The sequence below is a fragment of the Butyricimonas synergistica DSM 23225 genome, from assembly GCF_000379665.1.
GTDB lineage: Bacteria > Bacteroidota > Bacteroidia > Bacteroidales > Marinifilaceae > Butyricimonas > Butyricimonas synergistica.
Genome location: NZ_KB903359.1, coordinates 83207 through 104052, shown reverse-complemented (window position 1 = coordinate 104052; position 20846 = coordinate 83207). Strand labels below are relative to the sequence as shown.

Annotated in this window: 22 protein-coding genes; 17 read left to right on the top strand and 5 right to left on the bottom strand. The window is 44.8% G+C overall.

Annotation, left to right across the window (positions count from 1 at the left end; genetic code table 11):
• Nucleotides 1–9: 9 nt before the first annotated feature.
• Complete coding sequence (locus A3CY_RS0100460) at nucleotides 10–825, bottom strand: MotA/TolQ/ExbB proton channel family protein (protein ID WP_018335910.1); 816 nt, start codon at nucleotides 823–825, stop codon at nucleotides 10–12.
• Nucleotides 826–1162: 337 nt separating this feature from the next.
• Entirely contained in the window at nucleotides 1163–1555 is a 393-nt protein-coding gene (locus A3CY_RS0100455; RefSeq protein ID WP_040371206.1) for a hypothetical protein, read from the bottom strand.
• Between the two features lie 260 nt (nucleotides 1556–1815).
• Here A3CY_RS0100455 and A3CY_RS0100450 point away from each other — a divergent pair, with 260 nt between their 5' ends.
• The gene (locus A3CY_RS0100450; protein WP_018335908.1) at nucleotides 1816–3153 is read left to right on the top strand and encodes an MATE family efflux transporter; all 1338 of its coding nucleotides are present in this window, start codon (nucleotides 1816–1818) and stop codon (nucleotides 3151–3153) included.
• 107 nt (nucleotides 3154–3260) lie between these two features.
• Nucleotides 3261–3959 carry a 6-phosphogluconolactonase gene (gene pgl / locus A3CY_RS0100445; protein ID WP_018335907.1) on the top strand — a complete coding sequence of 233 codons (699 nt, stop codon included), beginning with the start codon at nucleotides 3261–3263 and terminating at the stop codon, nucleotides 3957–3959.
• Between the two features lie 107 nt (nucleotides 3960–4066).
• On the opposite strand, the gene A3CY_RS0100440 is transcribed toward pgl, so the two are convergent.
• From A3CY_RS0100440 to A3CY_RS21765, 3 genes are all read right to left on the bottom strand, one after another.
• Entirely contained in the window at nucleotides 4067–4411 is a 345-nt protein-coding gene (locus tag A3CY_RS0100440; protein ID WP_018335906.1) for an RNA recognition motif domain-containing protein, read from the bottom strand.
• Nucleotides 4412–4611: 200 nt separating this feature from the next.
• Nucleotides 4612–4794, bottom strand: coding sequence for a hypothetical protein (locus A3CY_RS0100435; protein WP_018335905.1), 183 nt, complete (start codon nucleotides 4792–4794; stop codon nucleotides 4612–4614).
• Nucleotides 4795–4877: 83 nt separating this feature from the next.
• On the bottom strand, nucleotides 4878–5726 hold the full coding sequence (locus A3CY_RS21765) for a leucine-rich repeat domain-containing protein (protein ID WP_155828143.1): 849 nt from the start codon (nucleotides 5724–5726) through the stop codon (nucleotides 4878–4880).
• A 341-nt stretch (nucleotides 5727–6067) separates the two neighbouring features.
• On the opposite strand from A3CY_RS21765, the gene A3CY_RS19910 reads away from it, so the two are divergent.
• From A3CY_RS19910 to A3CY_RS0100350, 15 genes are all read left to right on the top strand, one after another.
• On the top strand, nucleotides 6068–6304 hold the full coding sequence (locus A3CY_RS19910; protein WP_018335902.1) for a hypothetical protein: 237 nt from the start codon (nucleotides 6068–6070) through the stop codon (nucleotides 6302–6304).
• A 54-nt stretch (nucleotides 6305–6358) separates the two neighbouring features.
• Nucleotides 6359–6619, top strand: coding sequence for a hypothetical protein (locus A3CY_RS0100415; RefSeq protein WP_018335901.1), 261 nt, complete (start codon nucleotides 6359–6361; stop codon nucleotides 6617–6619).
• A 572-nt stretch (nucleotides 6620–7191) separates the two neighbouring features.
• The gene (locus A3CY_RS0100410) at nucleotides 7192–7635 is read left to right on the top strand and encodes a type IV pilin protein (RefSeq protein WP_018335899.1); all 444 of its coding nucleotides are present in this window, start codon (nucleotides 7192–7194) and stop codon (nucleotides 7633–7635) included.
• Between the two features lie 8 nt (nucleotides 7636–7643).
• Nucleotides 7644–8117 carry a hypothetical protein gene (locus A3CY_RS0100405; RefSeq protein ID WP_018335898.1) on the top strand — a complete coding sequence of 158 codons (474 nt, stop codon included), beginning with the start codon at nucleotides 7644–7646 and terminating at the stop codon, nucleotides 8115–8117.
• Nucleotides 8114–9523 carry a GspE/PulE family protein gene (locus A3CY_RS0100400; RefSeq protein ID WP_018335897.1) on the top strand — a complete coding sequence of 470 codons (1410 nt, stop codon included), beginning with the start codon at nucleotides 8114–8116 and terminating at the stop codon, nucleotides 9521–9523. The genes A3CY_RS0100405 and A3CY_RS0100400 overlap by 4 nt, the downstream gene beginning before the upstream one ends.
• Nucleotides 9524–9562: 39 nt before the next feature.
• Nucleotides 9563–11467 carry a type II secretion system protein GspD gene (locus tag A3CY_RS0100395; RefSeq protein ID WP_018335896.1) on the top strand — a complete coding sequence of 635 codons (1905 nt, stop codon included), beginning with the start codon at nucleotides 9563–9565 and terminating at the stop codon, nucleotides 11465–11467.
• A gap of 25 nt (nucleotides 11468–11492) precedes the next feature.
• Complete coding sequence (locus A3CY_RS0100390; RefSeq protein WP_018335895.1) at nucleotides 11493–12506, top strand: hypothetical protein; 1014 nt, start codon at nucleotides 11493–11495, stop codon at nucleotides 12504–12506.
• Nucleotides 12503–13009, top strand: a complete 507-nt coding sequence (locus A3CY_RS0100385; RefSeq protein WP_018335894.1) for a hypothetical protein — start codon at nucleotides 12503–12505, stop codon at nucleotides 13007–13009. Before A3CY_RS0100390 ends, A3CY_RS0100385 begins: the two co-directional genes overlap by 4 nt.
• Before the next feature lie 34 nt (nucleotides 13010–13043).
• Nucleotides 13044–13430 (top strand): hypothetical protein, encoded by a 387-nt coding sequence (locus tag A3CY_RS0100380; protein ID WP_155828141.1) that lies wholly within the window; start codon nucleotides 13044–13046, stop codon nucleotides 13428–13430.
• The gene (locus A3CY_RS0100375) at nucleotides 13427–13894 is read left to right on the top strand and encodes a hypothetical protein (RefSeq protein WP_018335892.1); all 468 of its coding nucleotides are present in this window, start codon (nucleotides 13427–13429) and stop codon (nucleotides 13892–13894) included. The genes A3CY_RS0100380 and A3CY_RS0100375 overlap by 4 nt, the downstream gene beginning before the upstream one ends.
• Nucleotides 13891–15126 carry a hypothetical protein gene (locus A3CY_RS0100370; RefSeq protein ID WP_018335891.1) on the top strand — a complete coding sequence of 412 codons (1236 nt, stop codon included), beginning with the start codon at nucleotides 13891–13893 and terminating at the stop codon, nucleotides 15124–15126. The genes A3CY_RS0100375 and A3CY_RS0100370 overlap by 4 nt, the downstream gene beginning before the upstream one ends.
• On the top strand, nucleotides 15123–15467 hold the full coding sequence (locus A3CY_RS0100365) for a hypothetical protein (protein WP_018335890.1): 345 nt from the start codon (nucleotides 15123–15125) through the stop codon (nucleotides 15465–15467). Before A3CY_RS0100370 ends, A3CY_RS0100365 begins: the two co-directional genes overlap by 4 nt.
• A complete protein-coding gene (locus A3CY_RS0100360; RefSeq protein ID WP_018335889.1) occupies nucleotides 15464–15994 on the top strand; it encodes a PulJ/GspJ family protein in 531 nt (176 codons plus the stop codon). Before A3CY_RS0100365 ends, A3CY_RS0100360 begins: the two co-directional genes overlap by 4 nt.
• A complete protein-coding gene (locus A3CY_RS0100355) occupies nucleotides 15978–17039 on the top strand; it encodes a type II secretion system F family protein (protein WP_240388105.1) in 1062 nt (353 codons plus the stop codon). The genes A3CY_RS0100360 and A3CY_RS0100355 overlap by 17 nt, the downstream gene beginning before the upstream one ends.
• A 115-nt stretch (nucleotides 17040–17154) precedes the next feature.
• Nucleotides 17155–20838: a hypothetical protein gene (locus A3CY_RS0100350; RefSeq protein ID WP_018335887.1), complete on the top strand. Its 3684-nt coding sequence runs from the start codon at nucleotides 17155–17157 to the stop codon at nucleotides 20836–20838.
• Nucleotides 20839–20846: the final 8 nt, after the last annotated feature.

The window sequence follows — 20846 nt, the reverse complement described above, 5'->3', positions numbered from 1 at the left end:
GGTTTCAAGCTACTTTTTCACAGAGAATGTTTGCACGATGTAAGCACCGATTTCGTCGATACTGTGCGTGATGCCGTCAATCTTGCTCGTGAAGAAATTGTAAGCGATAACGGCACAGGCTCCGGTGGCGATACCGAACGCCGTGTTCACCAGCGCCTCCGAAATACCGGTAGACAAGGCGATAGAGTCCGTCCCCCCGGCGGAAGAAAGTGCCGCGAACGATTTGATCATACCGATCACCGTCCCGAGCAATCCCATCAACGTCCCGAGCGTGGTGATCGTCGCGATCACGCCTAGGTTCTGTTCCATAGTAGGCAATTCCAACATGGTCGCCTCCTCGAGGTCTTTCCGTACAGCCAGCTGCTTTTCTTCTTTTGTCAAGGTATCACAAGTATCTACCTGAGTATAAGTCGAGAGCGACGCCTTAATAACGTTTGCCACGGTTCCTTTCTGCTCGTCACATGATTGGCGGGCAGCCTCGATGTCCCCGTGCTCCAACTGATCTTTGACCGTGGTCACGAATTGTTGCAGGTTCTTCTTCCCCTTTGCCTTACGCAGGGCGATCAAACGTTCCACGCTCAGGGTCAACACGGTAAACAATAACGTTTGTATAATAGGTACGATCACACCACCTTTATATATCGTACCCAACAGGTTTCCCGGTAGCGGGTGATTGTTCGGATCATTATTAATGAAGTTAGCCGGGTTGCCGTACACGAAATGATAAATAATCATCGCCAGGATAAAACACAAGATGATGATCGGAAATGCAGAAATACCAAAATTTCTCTTTGTTCCTTTTGTAGATGTTGCAGTCTTTTTCATAACAAATTTATTTTGAATTTTTATAACGCAGAATATAAAGCCAAGAATACTAACCCGAAGACAACAAGCATGATAGCTATCGGGTATACTGTCTGAAACAATGCTGATTTTGTCACTTTACTCATTTTTGTATTTGTAGTTTCCATAGGTCTATTTCTTTTAAATTGTTGTATTAAAAATAAGGATGCAAAATACCTGTCCGTATCCCGACACGAATACCGATTTCATGATAAGCACCTGTAAAACAGAGTGTAGCATCCCCTTTATCATTTTATACAGGCATACGAAACACCTGTACCATAATGACATGGCACGGACAGACTAAACCTATGTATGGCTAAATGACTATTTTACACAAGTCGAACAAGTAGAACCCCTGGATATGACGAATACCCAATAACTCGGAAAAACTCTCGATGGAATGTTCTTCCCGAATACTGTACTCCGACTTGTGATTCGCGAGTTGCATTTTACGATAGAGAGAAAAAGTGATTTGTTGCTCCCGACTTTTCGCAGTGGAAATTTCTTGGCTGGAAAGAACCCGTGACCGTTCCACCGCCCAATGCTTATCGGTAGTAGAAGTTGCCACTTGGGAAGTGCCGGATTGTTCCGTGTTTTGAGCCGGGGATTCGGGTTTAGTTCCCTTGGAATCTGTGTCTCCAAAGGCGTTTACCCCGATTGTTAAAAGCAAGAGTAACAGTGAAAAATATCGAAATACTGTTCTTTTCATTTCTCTCTTTTAGTATCCCAAAGATAACTACTTATTTTATCTCTGCAAATTTTTTTAGCTTAATATTAAGGTTAAATTACTTAAAATTCAGCCTTTTGATTTCTTATACGAGAAAGCCTGTTATGTTTGTTTCACACTTTCCAACTTTTCATCTTACAAATTTTCCTTTCCGGTTTATGCCACACCATCTTACAATCTTCACGAACGACTCCGATTTATAAACTAAATTCATATCTTTGCACCCGTTTAAAAACAAAGGCATGAGAATAAGTTCATTGTATTATAGGGACAACGTCCGGATCGCTTTCCCGATTATGCTTTCGCTGGCGGGACAGGCGGTGGTGCAGATGGCAGACAACATCATGGTCGGGCAACTCGGGGCTCCCGAGCTGGCAGCGGTGTCGCTTGCCGGGGCGATCATCATGAACACGATGGTGGTCGGCATGGGAATTGCCACGGGACTGACTCCCCTCGTGGGACAAGCCCACGCGCAGGACGACCACGAGCGGGTGGCGGGATTTTTCCAGAACTCCCTCTTGCTGAACTACGCGGTTGCCCTCCTGCTCACGTCTTTTCTTTTTATACTCATGCCTTACCTGTCGATGATGGGACAACCCGAGGAAGTGGTGGCGTTAAGCAAGGGATACTACGTGCTGACCTCCCTCTCTCTTATCCCTTTTATTCTTTTCATGACTTTCAAGCAATACATGGAAGGCATCGGCAACACGAAAGCAGCCATGGTCATCACGATCTCGTGCAACGTCATGAATATTATCCTGAACTACATATTTATATACGGTAAATTCGGGGCTCCCGTCCTTGGCGTGGCTGGCGCGGGATTGGCAACCCTTATATCGAGGCTCATGATGCCCGTCGCGTTCTTTCTTTACATCCGCCGTTCTGGGGTGTACTCCACCGTGTTCCGGTTTTTCCGGCGGACGAACACCAGCGGTCGTAAGACCCGGCAACTCCTGCAAGTGGGTTATCCCATCGCCGGGCAAATGGTGGTCGAGTACCTTTCCCTCAGCCTCATCACCGTCATGATGGGTTGGTTGGGTACAGTGGCACTTGCCGCCAACCAGATCGTGCAATCCATGATCAGCCTCACGTTCATGATATCCAGCGGTATCGCCGGGGCTTCCACGATACTCGTCAGCCACGAGTACGGGCGTCATAACTTCGCCCGAATGCGTCGTTATGCCCATGCCGCCCTGCGTCTTGCCATGGTCTTCATGGCGGGAGCCGCCGCCGTCTACGCCCTTTTCGGCGCACAAATCGCTTCCATCTTCACGCCCGACCGGGAGGTGGTCGAGGTTGCCCGCCAACTGTTCTTCGTCGTTGCCGTGTTCGAAATATTCGATGGGCTACAAGTCACCGCCCTCGGCGCCTTGCGGGGAATCACCGACGTGAAGCGCCCGATGGTGTATGCCTTCATTTCTTACGTCTTTGTCGCCGTACCCCTCGGTTACGTCACCGGCATCCTGCTCGGCTTCGGGGCTTCCGGGTTACTTTCCGGATTCTGTGGCGGATTAATGTTCGCCGCCACGCTCTTTATCCGCCGCTTCAACAAGAGTTGCCGTCAAATGATGTCCCGTTAAGATTTTTTTATACTTTCAAGGCAACATTATTGTTTAAATGACGAATAAAATGTAACTTGCATCGTATAAATTACATAAATAATACTAAGACTTATATACTATACATCATGAAGATAGAGACTTATAAAACACCGGAAGAAGCGTTGCGCGCAACCAGCGAAGCACTCGCCTCGGTGATAAAAAAGAGCAAGTCGAAGCCGTTCCACTTGGCATTGTCCGGGGGAACAACCGCACAAGCGTTGTTCAAATTGTGGGCGGAAGAATACAAGGAACTTATCCCGTGGAACAATCTCCGATTCTACTGGGTTGACGAACGTTGCGTGTCACCGGATGACGACGAAAGTAATTACAAGCACGCCGACCTGTTGTTATTCACCCCGTTGGCAATCTCCTCCAACCATATCCACCGGATCTGGGGAGAACAGGAACCCAAAGTAGAGGCAGAACGCTATTCCGAGATGGTGAAATGGGAACTTCCCGGCTATTCCAGCACTCCCCGCTTCGATTGCGTTATCCTCGGCGTGGGAACAGACGGGCACGTGGCATCCATATTCCCCAATGACATAAACCTACTTACTGACCGTCGCATATATGCCGTGTCACAACATCCTATCACGGGACAACAACGCATCACCATGACGGGTCCCGTTATCCTGAAAAGTTCCGCTATCTTGATTCCCGTGATCGGTAAAGAAAAGCAAGAAATCATGGAGCAAATCGCCCACAAGGCAAAAGAATACCCCGCATCCTACATCCTCGCTCATTCGCCTGCAGCAATGGTATTCACGGACAGGGAAGTAAACTAAAAGTTAAAGTATTCAGCGATTGTCGATTAAATCTAAAATTTACAAGGATAAAAAATAAACGGTAGCTCAAAAGCTACCGTTTATTTTTTATCCTTGTAAAGACTTTCTTAAAATCTTCTTTCTCTGTCTCTATCAAAACTACGTCCGCCGCCGTTTCCGCTACGACGATCGCGTCCGCCGCCACCGCCACGATTTCCGGCAGGTCTATCGGTTCTCGGTTTAGCCACGTTCACGCTGATTACCTTGCCGTCATATTCAGCTTGGTTCAACTCGTCGATAGCTTTTTGTCCTTGTTCGTTTTCGGGCATTTCCACGAAACCAAAACCTCTTGAACGTCCGGTTTCTCTGTCCATGATAACTTTTGCTGAAGAAACTTCACCGTATTCTTCAAATAATTCTTTTAAGTCCGCGTCAGTCACGTCGTAACTTAGATTTGAAATGTAAATGTTCATTAATACAAACTTTAAAATAATTAATAACTGCTTTGAGGTTGAATATTGCCTAATGAAAGTCTGCTTAACGATACATTTAAAACACGATGAAAGGCAAACACTCTGTTATCAAATCAAAACTCAAATATCACTGCAAATTTATAACAATAATTCAAACAAACAAATACCGCAGAAAAAATTATTCCACAGTGATAAAACTTTCATTTTCGGCACTTTCTGTCCAAACCATCCCCCTTTTCATCCTCGAATTCGGTCTTGTCAAATTGTTGTTGCGGCATCTGATTTTCGCCTACCCAACTCTTGTCCTGTTTGGATGGAATATTCTTCTCCGCACGGCGATCTTTCTCTTCGTGTTCCTTTCTTTCTTCCTCTTTCTCTTTCATGATTTCTTCATTTTAATTAACAACACCGGTTACCCGAAAAGTAGCCAAGTTGTCATGTAAACGAGAAAAAGGAAAGACAAGTTTCATTTCACAGTGACATTAACACGAGCATTGCTGCCGTTAGCCGCCTGGTAATCGTCCCACCGAACTTTCTGCCGGGCGGTCAGTGTCAATTCCAGCGTCTGCTCCACCGCTTCATCCGAGAACTGGTTGCCGCAAAAAAGCCGGAATTCCTTCCCCAACACCATGCCGGTAGCATCCAGAGCGGCGACATGATTGCCATAACAATACAAAATCATTAACGAGACACACCCGGACAAGTCCATCCCAATGAGACGATCGTTATGGCAATACAATTCTTTTAACGCCGCACATCCTTTCACGTCCAACGACGCGAGAGAAGTATTATCATAACACCTCAGGCACTCTAACGCCCGACATCCCGTGACGTCAAGCTCGGAGAGTGAGGTATTATAGCAATACAATCTTTCCAAGGAAGTACACCCGCATACATCCAGCGAAACGAGTGAAGTATTATGATTGCAGTATAACTCTTTCAATGCCTTGCACCCCGAAACATCCAACGAAACGAGAGGGGTATAGTAACAAATCAATTTTTCCAACGATGTAAAATATTTAATACCTTCCAACGACTTGATATTCATCCTACCGACATTAAGCCACGTGACTTTTGCCACCTCTTTCGGGATAATGTACCCCTTCTCGTCAGCATACCCAAAGCTGATGCAATAACGCCGGAACACCGTGTCCGGGATCAGAAAACTCTCTTCTCCGGACATATGCTCCCCGGCACTCGGAAGTAAACCGTCTCTCTCTTTATCCGCCAATGGAACGACGACCCCAGCCGTACTTGTCTTCATACCCGCCAGCAACACCAAGATTCCTACCATTAACACACACTTCCTTATCATTAGTTCTTTCTTTGTTTTAATTCTTCAATTACTTCCACCACGTCCTCCGAACATAGGGAAAGAGATGTACCTCCCCAAACCGGACGTGAACGTATGAATAATCCATCGTTTATTTATACGCGAAAATATTAATAATTTCGATAAACGACAATAATAAATGTTTATTTTTTGTTCCTAGTAAATAATAAGTTGCGAAATTGTCTGTTTTGATATTCATTTTTTATTGACGATAGCAATAAACGATCGTTTATTTATACAAAAATTTCACCAGCATAAAAAAACACTATTTCATTAATCTTGAGCATATTATAGAAGGACGCCTCCTTCCCNACGAGAGCGGATTGACCTATGACAAGAACGGCAATATTTTGACCCTTACCCGGACTGGTTCAGTGTCCGCGACTCAAGTGTACGCTTACACGGGTAACCGTTTGACAAGTTTATCGAGGGGTAACGTGACAGGTTCATACCTGTATGATAAAAACGGGAATCTAGTAAATGACATCCGTAAAAATTTGAACTTGACGTATAATGTTTTAAATTTGTTGTCTGTGGTAAACAATTTTAATCACCCGTAAGTGTTAATGTTTTAATTAAGAGAAATATCATTGCATCACTTTGAAATAGATTATATGACATTAAAAGAATTATATATTAAGCTTAAGGTGTTGGATATACCAGAAGATAATTATTACTTGCATGGTATATATGGATCAGTAAATGATGATGATAAACTTGCTTTAATTGTGAAAAAAGAAAAGAATACAATGAGCTATGAGGTTTATTATAAAGAGAGAGGAGAAAAACATTCTATTAGAAAATTTGCAAATGAAGATCAGGCATGTCAGTATATGCTAAAGTGTCTAATAGGGAATAAAGAGATTGAAGATTGATATTTAAAAAGGTAATCGAACCTTGGGATTTTGAAAGTCAATATGGAGAAAATATTATTAGAGGTCATATAATCAGTATGAAAAGTGATCGTTGTATTTGTTTAAATGTGATCATTATTTGAAATTTGCGGCAATAGCTGGTTATATTTTAGTTTTGACTCCCAGGTATAAAGAAAATGATTTTTCTGAATTTATCAAATATGTGGGATGGTTTATCCCTTGAAATATTCCGATTTGTGATGTTGCGATAGTTGCCAAAAGTCTCTAGTGGCGGAAATTGATTAATATGTAAAATTTGCAAATTAAATCAATGATTGCTAGATGATTGATAAAATTTACTAGATGTAAATGTTAAAATCGAGAGCCTATTATAGGAAAATGGGTTAAAATTTTAAGAAAATATTAAGACAAATCGGTACAAATGTGATACAATTTGGAGAATAATTATTATATATATTTATCCACTGTCTTTATATCGAGAAAAAGATAAAGTGGTGGGTGTTTTATAAAGATCAGCCAAGAGTGTGGTATTTTTTGTGAATTGTATTTTTATTAAATATCTGATTGCAAATATGAGAACGATTCAAAAATTACTGGGACGAAAACGGCGTGATCTGGGAAACAAGTCTTTTGCGGCTTTTTCTTTGCCGGAATTATTGGTGGTACTGGTTATTATCGGTATCCTAGTGTTAATAGCGTTGCCTAACCTGATGCCTTTGATCTCGAAGGCAAAAAGTACGGAGGCACAGCAGCAGCTGGTGTTTCTACACACGTTGCAGAAAAGCAATTTTTACACGCATTCCCGTTATTCTACTTCGTTGGTGGAATTGGGCTTCGAGCAAGCCAAGTTGTCCACGGACGGGGGAAATGCCAATTACAAGATCGAGATTATTGAAGCGAACGAGAAGGGATTTCGGGCGAGAGCGACGGCTGTGGTCGATTTTGACGGTGACGGGGAGTATAACGTGTGGGAGATCAATCAAGACAAGGAGCTGAAAGAAGTAACCAAAGATTAGATTCCCCGATGGAGTTGTTGGCATTTATTCCGTTAGCCTGGATGATCCGTTCGGATTTCAGGGAACGGGTGATTCGCTTGTATCCTCTACTGTTTTTCGGGGTCTTGACCGTGGCAGGCAGTTGTTGGATGCACGGGGGAAAGGTATGTCTATCACGGGTGATGGGCGGCGTGGGTGTTCTGCTTTTCTTGATGTGCGGGGTGGGTTTGTATCTTGTCGTGAGGTATGGTAGGAAGGCTAATCTGTTCCGGGAGTATCTGGGGATGGGTGACGTGTTGTTTTTGCTTTGCCTGACGCCCTCTTTCGGGTGGAGGGAATACACGTTGTTTTTGGTAGCTGCTTTCACGTTGACGTTGCTGTGGTGGGCGATCCGTTCGTGTGGGAAAGAGGTTGTTCGGGGGATTCCTTTAGTGTCTACGGTAGGAGTGTGTTACGCGTGTTATGTGGTATATCGTTTAATTTATCGATTGATGGAGTTATGAAAGAAATTGTTGTTGCCACGGAGGCTTTGGAGGTGTTTACCTCCAGGGAGGCCCGGGAGTATCGCCTGATTCCTTTCGAGGTGAAGGGAGATGAACTCTATGTCTATGGGGAGAAGGAAGCGGATTACGAGCATACGATTACGGAGGTGGAAGTGTTGACGGGGAGGCGTTTGAAAGTCGTCCCTTTGCCCGGGGGGGAATTTGCCCGTTTGCTCGGGCGTTGTTACCGTCAGGGGCAACGTGGGGGCAAGGAAATGAATACGACATTTGCCGGGGGAAAAGGTTTTTTGCACGGGTTGATCGAGGAGGCACACCGGGAGCACGCGAGTGATATTCATTTGGAATCATACGAGGGAAGGTGCCGGGTGCGTTTTCGTATTGACGGGAAGTTGTTGGAGCGGCACGTGGTGGAGAAGGGAAATTATGCCGCACTGGTGAATCAGGTGAAGATTTTGGCGAATTTGGATATTTCGGAGAAGCGCTTACCTCAGGACGGGCGTATTTTGCATGATTCGGGAGGGGCTCGTTTTGACGTGCGGGTTTCTTCATTGCCGACGATACACGGGGAGAAGGTGGTGATGCGCCTGTTGACCCGGCAGGTGGAATTGCTTGAACTGGAAAATCTGGGGTTTAGCCGGGAACAGTTGGAGGCATACCTGGAGGCTATCCGCCACCCGCACGGGTTGGTGTTGATCAGTGGTCCCACGGGTTCGGGGAAAAGTACTACGTTGTATGCCACGCTTCGCCTGTTGAATAGTATCACGAGCAATATTCTCACGATAGAGGATCCCGTGGAGTATACTTTGGAGGGAATCAATCAGGTGCAACTGAAAGAGGAAATCGGGTTGACGTTCACGAGTGCCTTGCGTACGTTTTTACGGCAGGATCCGGACGTGATTATGCTGGGAGAGATTCGGGATGCGGATACGGCTCAGATGGCTATCCGCAGTTCGTTGACGGGACATCTGATTCTATCCACGATACACACGAATAGTGCCTGGGGAAGTGTTTCCCGGTTGATCGATATGGGGGTACATCCTTACTTGATCTCCGATACGTTGGTTTTGTGTATGGCGCAACGTCTGGTGCGTTTGCTTTGTCCCGAGTGTAAACAGAAGGTGGAGGCGGACGAGCGGACGAGGAGACAATTGGGAAAGAATTTCAAGGGTGCAAATTTACATAAAGCGGTAGGTTGCGAGAGTTGCTACTACACGGGGTATAGCGGGCGGAAGGCAATTTACGAGGTGATACCCGTGGATGAGGAGTTGGCGAAAGCTATTCGGGAAGCCCGGAGTGACGTGGGGCATTTGCTCGAGGAAAGGCATATCCGCACGTTGGGCGATTCGGCGATGGAGTTGTTGGAGGAGGGGAAAACGTCGTTGGAGGAGGTACTGCCGTTTATATAATTGAAAATGGAGAATTTATCACGAAATATGATGTCTATTATGAAATGGAATGTGATTTTGATGTTAGGACTGTTATTCTTGGGATGGGGAAACGTGCGGGGACAGACGGGTGTACCGGGAGTGAGTATGGATTCGATACGGAATAGGTTGGAACGGGCGGCGGCGTTGGACAGTGCTTATTTCACGGAGATCGATTTGTCGGTAGGACGCTTGTCGCTGGGGGAATTGCTGCGTAATATTGCCCGGGTACACGAGGTGAACCTGTGCGTGAAGGTGGACGAGGGACGTATGGTAACCTGTAATTTTAACCGTTCAAGGTTGGTCGATTTGTTGGAGTTTTTGTGTAAAGAGTATAATCTGGAATTGGACGTGGTGGGAAATATTGTCGTGTTGAGTGAACCGATCCCGGTTGTAGCGCCTCCCCGGGAGGTGCAAGTGGAAATAGACAGCACGGGAACGAAGTTGTGTTATGATTTGCTGGATGACGACTTGGTGAAGGTGGTGAAACGAATTACCGCATTGACAGGGATAAATGTAACCGTACCCCGTGCGTTGTACACGACTCGGCTTTCCGGGTTTGCAGCCGGATTGCCTGTTGACGAGGCGATACGCACTTTGGCATCGGTGAACGGGCTGGAAATCGAGCAAACGAAATCAGGAGGATGGGCATTGTTAGCTCCTCCACCACAGGCGGGGAATACCCCGGCGGCGTTTCCTTCTTACGCTCGGAGAAGGAGTTTTGCTCCCGACCAGATTCGGGTGGATAGCACGGGAAGGATTACCGTGGCGGTGAACAGCGGAAATATTCATGATATCGTGCTGGAGGTTTGTGAGCTTTTGAAAATGAGCCGATTGTTCCTGACGTCGCTCGATCAACAGACTTCCATATTCGTGAAAGATGTGGATGCACGTACGTTGCTGAACGTGTTGTTCGCGGGAACTCCGTTTACTTATCAGGTAGAAGGGGGAATATACGTGTTCGGTTCCACGGCGAAAGATAAATCGCTGCTTACAACACGGGTTATCCCGTTACGTTACCGTACGGTAGATAAGGTGGTCGATTTGATTCCCGCGGCATTGAAGACCGGGACACAAGTGCAGGTTTTCGCGGAACAGAACAGCATTATAGCGAGTGGAAGCAGTCGGCAGGTGGAACAGGTGGAATCCTTTTTGGAGTCGATAGACCAAAGTATTCCGCTCGTGACGATAGAAGTACTGATCGTGGATAGCAAAAAGAGCGTGTTGCACGAGGTCGGGATTGAAGCGGGAATCGGGAAGGATGGCCCGGCAAAGACCTCGGGAACGTTCAGCCCGGGGATGGAGATGTCTCTGTCTGCAACTTCGATTAATCGGTTGATTAATAGTTTCAACGGGTTCGGTTCGATCAACCTGGGGAAAGTAACGCCCAATTTCTATATGAATTTGCAAGCTTTGGAGGCTGCCGGGAATATAGAGTTGAGGTCTACCCCGAAGTTGTCCACCTTGAACGGTCACGAGGCAAAGTTGAAAAGCGGGGAGAAGAAATATTACAAGGAGGTGCAGACGAATTATTACGGTTCGCAGACACCCGTTCCCTCGGAGTCTTACACGTGGAAAGAGGTGGAGGCTAATTTGAGCCTGGAGATTGTTCCTTTCGTGAGCAAGGACGGGAAGATCACGTTGAACGTGAAGATCGAGCAGAGCCAGTTTACTGAACGGGAAGGGAAAGTGGATGAAGAGGCTCCTCCCGGATCGGTGACCCGTAGTTTCGAGTCGCAGATACAGGTGCGTGACGGGGAAATGGTGTTGCTCGGGGGAATTGATAATAACACGAGGGAGAAGTCTTCCAGTGGTTTGCCTTTTATAGCCCGGGTTCCCGTGTTGAAATGGTTGTTTGGGAAAACCAAAAATAACAAGGTAGACCAGAAGTTGAACGTGTTTATAAAACCGCAAGTCATTTATTGATTCTGTGATTAAAAAAGATTGTAATATGGGGTGGCTAGAGTTTGTTTTTAAGCGAGTTGTCGTGGTTCTTGCCCGGTTGCAGCAGGATGGGACGGCACGGGCTGATATCGTGCATATTGTCCGGGAGAAGGGTAAAATTCAAGTGGAACGAGTCGTGCCGGATGTGGAAATAGAGGAGTTGGGGAATATGAAACTGAAAGAGCCGACATTGTTGGAAATCTCGGGATACGGGGTGATCCGGAAAGTTTTTCTGGCGGATGATACGGAGGGAATGGAGCGGGTGACGGGAAACGGGGATTTGATACATTCGTCCTCGTCGGGTGAAGGGGGAGAAGTCGTGTTGAATTTTACCCGGTGGGATCGGATTGAGGCGTTGGAGGAAGTATTACGCCGTGACCGGGTGCCCGTGTTGGAAATGCAAGTGGAAAGCGAGAGTTCGGATAAACCGGAAGAAGTTGCCTTGTTTTTAGCGGAACGTTTCTACGGGACAAAAGCCGGTTGGCGGCATTTGCTACACGGGGGTACACGTGGGGACTTGTTGGCGGGATTGGTTGCCGGTAAGATAAAATTCGTGATGCTGTGTTGCTTGCTGGGGTTATTGTTGGTGAATTATTTGTGGAATTCTTCTGTTCGGGAGAGATATGCCGGCCAGCAGGCAGAGATGTTCGCTTTAGAACGGGATGTGTCGGATCGGGAGAAATTATCCCGTGAAATGGAGCGTGTGATTCGGGAATTCAAGGGTAACGGTACGGAACATTATTGTGCCGTACTCGATCGGATTGCCGCGGTTGTCCCCCCGAAAGTGAATTTGGAGACTTTGAACGTGAATCCTTTGTTGAAGACGATAGAGGAGGGAAAACCTCTCGTGTTGCGGGAGGGGTATATCGAGTTGTCGGGAGAGACTGCCGACTCCGGGGAGGTGACTGTATTCACGGGGGCTTTGGCAAAGTTGGACTTTGCCCGGGAGGTGAAGTTGCTTTCTTTGGATAAAGACCGGGAGACGGGATTGTTTCATTTTAAAATATTGATAGACCTATGAGAGCGTGGAATGAACATCGAGGTTTGTTAAAACTGGTCGGTATGATTGTAATGGTTCCCTTGGTAGCTTGGTTTTTCGGTTTCCGTCAAACCGTGGGGATTTGGCGGGAGTGTAGAGCTCGGCAAGCGACGATCGATCGTTTGTCTGCAAGTGAGTCCGGGAGTACGACCCGTTTGCCGGGAAACGAGGTGACTGGCAAACAGGTATTGAACAACGGGGTTATTTTGCAACGCATAGAGGAAAGCGTGGAGAATAACGGGGTAAAGATCGTGAAGTATACTCCTTACTTGACACGGGAAGAAGGGCGGTTGCGGGTGTACACGGGGGAACTTGTGTTGTCCGGTAGTTTTGTTTCTCTGCTTCAGGTGATGCATCACGTGGAATCGGCGGAGGGATTGGGACGAATCGTTTCTACCGGATTCCGGTTGTTTCGTGACCGGGCAAAGAAAGAACGGCAGTTACGGATGACGCTGGTAATACAACAACTGACAATTAAAAATTGAAAATGGAGAATTGAAAATGATAAAAAGTGGAGATATGAAACAGTTTTGGATTATATTATTTATTGTGTTTATCGTGTTGGGGTGCCGGGATGTGTTTGAGAAAGATATTTCGGAAAAGGAGGTAGGACTTCTGGCTCCGGCGGATAGCGTGGAGACGATACATCGGACGTTGACTTTCGTGTGGGAAGAACGGGATGGAGCCACGGGATACCGTTTGGTGATCGTGTCGCCTTCTTTCGAGCGCACGGAGTTGTACGTGTTGGATACTTTGGTAGCGGATTATCGTTACACGTGTACTTTGGAACCGGGAGAGTATGCCTGGGCTGTACGACCGGAGAATTCCGCTTACGAGGGAGAGTATTCCCGGCGGGTGTTTACCGTGCTGGATGACACGGAAGAAGAACCAACTGAAGAGCCATGAAAGCGTTGAAGGACAAGAGGATCGTCGTGATATTACTTGTTGCGGTGGTGGCCATATGGGGTATTATTATTTACCGGGTAGTGGCATTTAGCGGGGAGGGGGCGGTGCAAACTGCGGCTGTCGGTAAAAAGCGGGTGGTGGCAGATAAATTGCCGGACACGTTACGGTTGGATTACCGGGATCCTTTTTTGGGGACGGTGCGTCGTGTCCAGGAGAAAAAAGTTGTCGCGAAAAATAATCAGGCGGTCGTTGCGGAAGAACCGGAAAATCCTCCCGCTTTCCGGTTTGCCGGAAAGATACGGAAAAGAAAAAAGGATTATTGGTTGGTCGAATCGGGAGGGGAAACCCGTTTGATCGCGGCAAGTGTAAAGCATATTGACGATTATCGGGTGGAAAAGGTGTACGCGGATTCCGTCCGGTTGCGAAAAGGCAAGAGAATATACACGCTTAAGATAGGCTTATGAAAACCGGGAAGAGTGGTTTCGGCGCTTCGGTGTTAGCATCGGTTTTGGTGGTGAGTACCCTCATGTTGCTCGGCGTGTTGCTGGTGATCGAGTTGTGGAATTTCGACCTTGCCCGGTATTATCTTTATCACCGGGAGGAGCAGACCCTGGCGAACGTGGAGTCGGGATTCCTGCTTTACGCGGAGGACAGCACGCTGTATGCCCGCCGGGAGGAGGACGGTTCGGTGTTGCTGTTCGAGGGGGACGAGTGCTCGAGGGTGTATTACGAACGGGTGCGGTGGGGAATGTACGAGGTGGTAAGCGTGAAGAACAACAAGCGGAAATCTATTCGCTTGATGGGTAAAAGTATAGAAAGTGGTCGGGGGGCGACACTTTATATACCGGAGAATGGGCAGGCGTTTTCGTTAACGGGTAAAACATTTGCGGAGGGAGATGTTTATCTGCCTCGTAACGGGGTTTCCTACACGCAGGTAAGGTCGGAATTTTTTCAGGGTAAACCGTTGGAAAAAGAGCAAATCAAGGAGAGTGGTTCTGATTTCCCGACGTTGGATGCGGAGAGCCGGGAGGTCGTGGAGTCCTTGTTTGCCGGAACAGGGGAAAGGGAATGGCTGGACAATGGCGGCGTGTTGGAATGTGCTTTTGATGCTCCGGTTACACGGGCGGAGGTGGGAGAATATCTTTCCGGCGTGCGCGTGAAGGGGCATGTTGTGCTTTACGCTCCCGAGATGCTATTCGTGGAGCAGGATGCTCGTTTGGATGGCGTGATCCTCGTGGGGCAACGGGTGGAGTTCGCTGACGGTTTCTCGGGGTGTGTTCAAGTGTTTGCCCGGGATTCGATATTGCTGGGTGACGGGGTTTGCCTGAAGGCGGGGTCTGGATTGCACGTGTGGCGGGAAGGCGAAAAGGGAGGTTTTGTCCGCTTGGGGGAACATTGTGAGGTGAATGGTTATGTAATCGTGAAAGCCGATGCGGATGACGGGGAGCGGAAACGAGCGGTGTACGTGCAGCCGGAATCTTCACGGGTACGGGGATTGGTATTCGTGGGCGGTATTGCGGAAGTGCACGGGATGGTGACGGGGAGTTTATACGCCCGGGAATGTTATTATTTTGCCCCGGAGGGATATTATGCCGGGATATTGTATAATGCCGTTTTACCGGGGAATCCGGGGTTGGCTTATCCCTTGTTGATGGAGGGACCTTACGAAAGGAGGACGGTGAAATGGCTGGAATGAATAAAGCATTCAAGGCGTCTTCGTTGATCGAGTGTGTGGTGGCGTCTATCATTCTGTTGGTGAGTTTCGCGATTACCATGGAGATGCTGACCCGGGTAACGCTGAGAGAGAGCGATCCGTCGGAAAGCGTGGCTATGGAATTGGCATTGCGGCAGTGGCGCCGGGAATACGGGGACGGACGTCATCTACCGGGTAATTACTCCCGGGAACACGATTGGGGAACGGTGGAAATTACGATACAGGATTACGGAAAGGGAATACAGCATATAAGCATCAAGGCTTTACCTGCCCGCGGGATGAAAGCCATGAGGTATGATTATCTGGTAAAAGAAGAATTATGAAAACGAAAAAGATACATGAATTCCGGGCTTCCACGCTGGTCGAAATGCTGGTGGTGATTGTCGTGTCGGGGGTGTTGTTTCTCGTGTTGTTTGATGGGGTGGATCTGGTACGGCGATACACGAACCGCTTGAACCGGGGGCTATCGGCGGGAAATGTTTTGCTGGATAATTTTCAACAGATGGATCACTTGTTCCGGACGAGCGATAGCGTGTTGTCCGTGGAGGGCGCCTTTCATTTTTACCGGGACGGGGAAAGGTTTGCGCTTGGTACGGTGCAGGATTCATTGTGGCTTTGCAGCCGGGAGAACGGGCAGGATACTTTGTTCCGGGGTGTGGAGGAGTGCCGGGTGATTCCCTCGGCAGGCTATCTTGCCCGGGTGGATAGTCTGGGTATACGTTTTCGTTACCGGGGGAAGGAGTTGTATTTCTTGTTTGCCGGGGAGAACAAGGCGGAAGAGGATTGGGAAAGGCGGGCAACAGGTTTGGAAAATCAATTTAAAGAAGAATACGATGATGACATGGAATAATCATGTACAAGAGATCAAGGACGGGAAAAAGGAGATGCTTTTCTCGGAACTCCATTCGCTGCTCTCGTCGGGATTGGATTTCGGGCGTTCTTTCCGCTTGTTGATCGAGGGCGAGGGTGACAAACACTTGAAACGTTTGCTGGAATCTCTTTACGCCTCGGTGGTAAAGGGAAAAACACTTTGGGAGAGTTTTTCAGCCAGCAAACGTTTTTCGGCGTTGGATTGTGGTGTATTGCGAATCGGGGAGGAAACGGGACGTATCGATGAATCGTTGCACTTCCTGGCGGATTATTACCACAAGCGGATAGAACAACGGCGGATGGTGACAGGTGCGATCAGTTACCCGTTGATTATTCTCGTGACGGCAATGGTGGTACTCGTGTTTATGATCACGGTGATCGTTCCCATGTTCGAGCAGGTATATGCCCGTATGGGTGGAGAATTGCCAGGTATCACCCGCTGGATTATAGGAGTTTCGAAGAGTTTTCCAACCTATCTGCTTGCCTTGTTGGTTATCGTGGCGGTGATAGCCGTGTATTTTCTCCTGTACGGGAAGACGGAGGGAACCCGTGCGTTTATGGCAAAAGTCGTGTTGAAGATCCCGATCGCCGGTGAATTGATCCGGAAGAATTATCAGGCTCGTTTTTGTAAATTGCTTTATTTGCTTTGCAGTTCGGAGGTCCCTTTGTTGAGGGGCATCGGGATGTTGCGGGATATTATCACGTTCTACCCTTACCAGCGTTCATTCGACACGATTGGTGAAGGATTGAAGAAGGGCGAGTTCTTTGCCGACAAATTGGGCGAATTCCCGGAGATATACGATCGCAAATTGTACACGCTGGTACGGGTGGGAGAGGAAACGAACCGCCTGGAAGATATGCTGTTGAAACAAGGGGAGGATTTAACCCGGGAGTTGGAACACAAATTAAAACAATTGGGAAACTTGATGGAGCCTGTTCTCATATTGGGGGTGGGAGGGCTTGTCGCAATCGTGCTTATATCGATGTACTTGCCGATGTTTAGGCTTGGAGGGGTCATTGGGTGAGTTGAACAAGGTTGAATTTAAGATTAATGCCTATGGAGAATAATTAATATGTCGGACTGACCGTGGAAAAATGATGGTGAAATAAATGAAGTCTAATTACTAATGATGAATAATTATGAAAAATAAACTATTTCTATTGATAATATGTTATTTTACTCTTTCATCACCTGTATTGCTAAAGTCTCAGGAGATAAAACCAGAAGGTCAAGCAAAAGGGTATATTGAAATGAGTAATTCTTCCATTGATTATTGTACAGGAATATTTAACTATAAAATTCCTTTATTTGAAATAACTTCAGGAAGTTATAAACTTCCTGTACAGTTGCAGTATCGTGCTAATGGGATAAAATACCATTTGGATAAACCGGGTATATGCGGGTGGGGATGGGAAATAAATTGTGGAGGAATTGTAACACGGACATTGAGAGGAGGGATTCCTGATGAAGATATAAATATCGGATACGCCACTCATCCCATTGAAGAAATAGTAGACTCGATAAGGCTAGCAGTCGAACAACATAAACGGGATGGAGAGGTAGATATTTTTACCGCAATATTTAATAATAAAAGAGTGGACTTTTTTATTGAATTAACTCCCGATAAACAAGAATTGAGAGCCGTACCTTTGAATAAAACCAATATTCGGATAGAGAATGTGCCTATTGGTCATATTCCTTCATGGAAAATCACGGATGAAGATGGAATACAATACATTTTTGCCGAAAAAGAGATAATGATTGATATACGTATAGAAGAAGCTGTTTCAGATAATAGTATAAAAAGAGATACTTGCATTTCTTCTTGGCATTTGACAAAAATTATTATTCCAGATTCTCCGGATATAGTATTCAAGTATGATAGTTATGATCCAGGTTATGACAAACGTAAAGAATTGATAAGTCAATACGTTTATAAATCAACATTAATCTATCAGTACGGAGAGCCTATGCGTGAACGTACTTATGATTTATCCCCGTATGAAGACATTATTGATGGTGCAGTTCAGGATGCACAAATGCTAATAACAAAATTACGACTTGGGGAATCTTTTGATTTAGCTATGGCAAGTATAGAGGACTTCAGATCGACTAGTTTAGAAAGATTTCAAGAGCATTATGACATGATCCAATTTTACGATAATGTTTATGGACTTTTAACTGATGTAGGAAAAGTATCCTCTATTTCTCAAGAAGTTATAAACATGATGAATACGTGTATGCTGAGTATAGACCCTAGTATGGGAAGTGATTATTCAAGACTTTATCGAAATTTTCAAACGATTAAAAACTGTTTTATAGAAGCAATAGAAAATGTAGAAGATATTTATTTTCGGAAAGTTATTTCCGAAAAAAGTTTTCAAATATACAGCAAGAGGATAGCAGAAATTACGAATAGCAAAGAAAAGATTAAATTTTCTTACGAGGGATGGCGTCCGATAGAACTCTATGATATCACCCTGTATTCTTATTTACTTGATCCTATCACAAAAGTGAAATTGGAATATGGAAATCATTTATTGAAAAAGATTCATTTCCAAGGAAATAGGGGAGAATATACACTTGCACAACAATTCGATTACTATAAGGAAGGAGAAGCATTAGGAGATGTAAAAGATTGGTGGGGATTTCCAACTGGTCGTGTGTCGCAAATCGTTTTAGAGGGACCTATACGAGATATGTCATTGAGTACAATTTTAAGTAAAGAAGGCTCGCGGGAACCTAATCCGGAGTATGCCAAGGCTCTCTCCTTGAAAAAGATTAAATATTCAACAGGAGGGGAAATCGAGATTGATTATGAAGGGAATTCTTATTATCCGGTTCCTTTTGGAGGTATAAGAGCAAAACATATTATCGTTCGTGATGAAAACGGAAAGGAAGATACAACTCGTTACCATTACGAAAAAGAAGTAGGAAAGGATTCCGGTCATCCGTTGTCGAATGATTTAGAATCAAACTATACATGGTTAGAATACGAAGATTTTGAAGACATTATTTATCGAGATCAAAAGACTGATGATGGTATTGGTATAATTAATACGGGTAATAATGGTATCATGTATGAATACATTTTAGAGGAGCGGGTTGGGAAAGGCAGTACTGGGTATTATTTTTATATACCATATAGCAGACAAGAAGGAATAGTACTTGAACTTGGTTATTTATACTATCTCTGTGGATTACCTATAGGTAAGATCGAGTATAATGAACAAGGACAAATTATGCAAGTGCAGAAAAATAGATATTGTGCGGATATTTTTGCATATAATGTCAAATATGCAGATCATTTTATAGCCGCTCCCGATAACTTCGTTTATCACAACGGGAAATTGCAAATAAAATCTTCCGGTCTTTGGTTTGATCCGGATAAACAGCGAGAAAATTTTTCAAATAAAGAAGATATCCGTTTATTTAAAGATGGTTATCGTGATTATAAAATCAATCCTTATGAAGAATTTTATGAACCTAATTTAGAACCAAGGAGTGGTATTCAATTACCTGAAATATATTATGATTTACTCTATGGAGGAAATGTGTTATTACATAAACAAGAAAATTATACTATTGATGTCTCTACGCTATCAACAATTCCGAGATCCCCTCGATATGATGATTTTACCACTTTTAATCAAGGGAATCATTTTATATCAAGTACTGTTGAATATGAATATGGCAATGAACATGAACGTCCATTAAAAACATTTTATCAACGCAGTAATGGAGATATTATATATGAATACGAGTGGAGTGTAGCAGATATAGAGCCCAATAATAACTCGTCACTAATTTTTCAAGAGATGAAAGCGGGTAACTATTTGACCCCTATCGTAGCAAAACGTACTTATCTTTTGAAAAATGATATTTCATACTTGATAAAAGAAAATGTTAATGAATTTTCAAGTAGGAGTTTAGACAATAAGCCCGTGTATTTCATATCCTCATCTTATGAATTAAACAAATCTATACCAGAACAATGTGTACTTCCTGGTACGGGAAAACTTTCCAATATTTTTACGTCATTAAACACAGACTATAAAAAAATCGATATTGATTATAGTTTAATTGCTCATCATCACCAAATAATTCACATGGATGCTATTAATGAATCAACGACTTTCGTTTATGATCGGGGGAATGGTAATCGAATATTATCCACTAAAAATATTATCCCGGAAGAAGTGGATGCCGTAGATTATGTAAGAAATTTTGGATTGAAAGATTACGAAAAAGAAATACGATACAAATATATCAATACCTATGAAGGAGGAAATGAAGAAGAACACCAACAAAGGTATTCTATGAAAAAAGGTATTGCCGGAGAAACATTGTCTAATATTCTTTCTGTTACCCCTACTAATCAAAGTAAAAACTATACGATTACAATTGTGGCGATATGCCCCAAAAATTGTCAGATTAATTTGTATGGAGAAATAAAGTTGTTGAATGGACAAACAACAGACATTTCAATAAATATTGGTACAGGAAATGGGTATTGGCAAGTATTTACAGGAAATATAGATTTGAGTACAACTGTTGACAATCAAGTTGTCGAATCTCTGAAAATCTATATCCCAGAGGAAGTCTCTCTCTCTACGGCACTTGCAGTATTAATTCCTTCGGGTGCAGAATTTGAAGCCGTTTCAATAGATCGATTGGGTCGTACTTTTTGCAAGCTAAACCAACTCATGCAATTAGAGCGGTATAGCTATGATGAGAATGGTCAGGTAAGTGCGATATTTGACGGTAAAGGTAATATTATAAATTACTATCAACGAGATGAGAAAAAGAATAATATTCAATAAAGATTTGA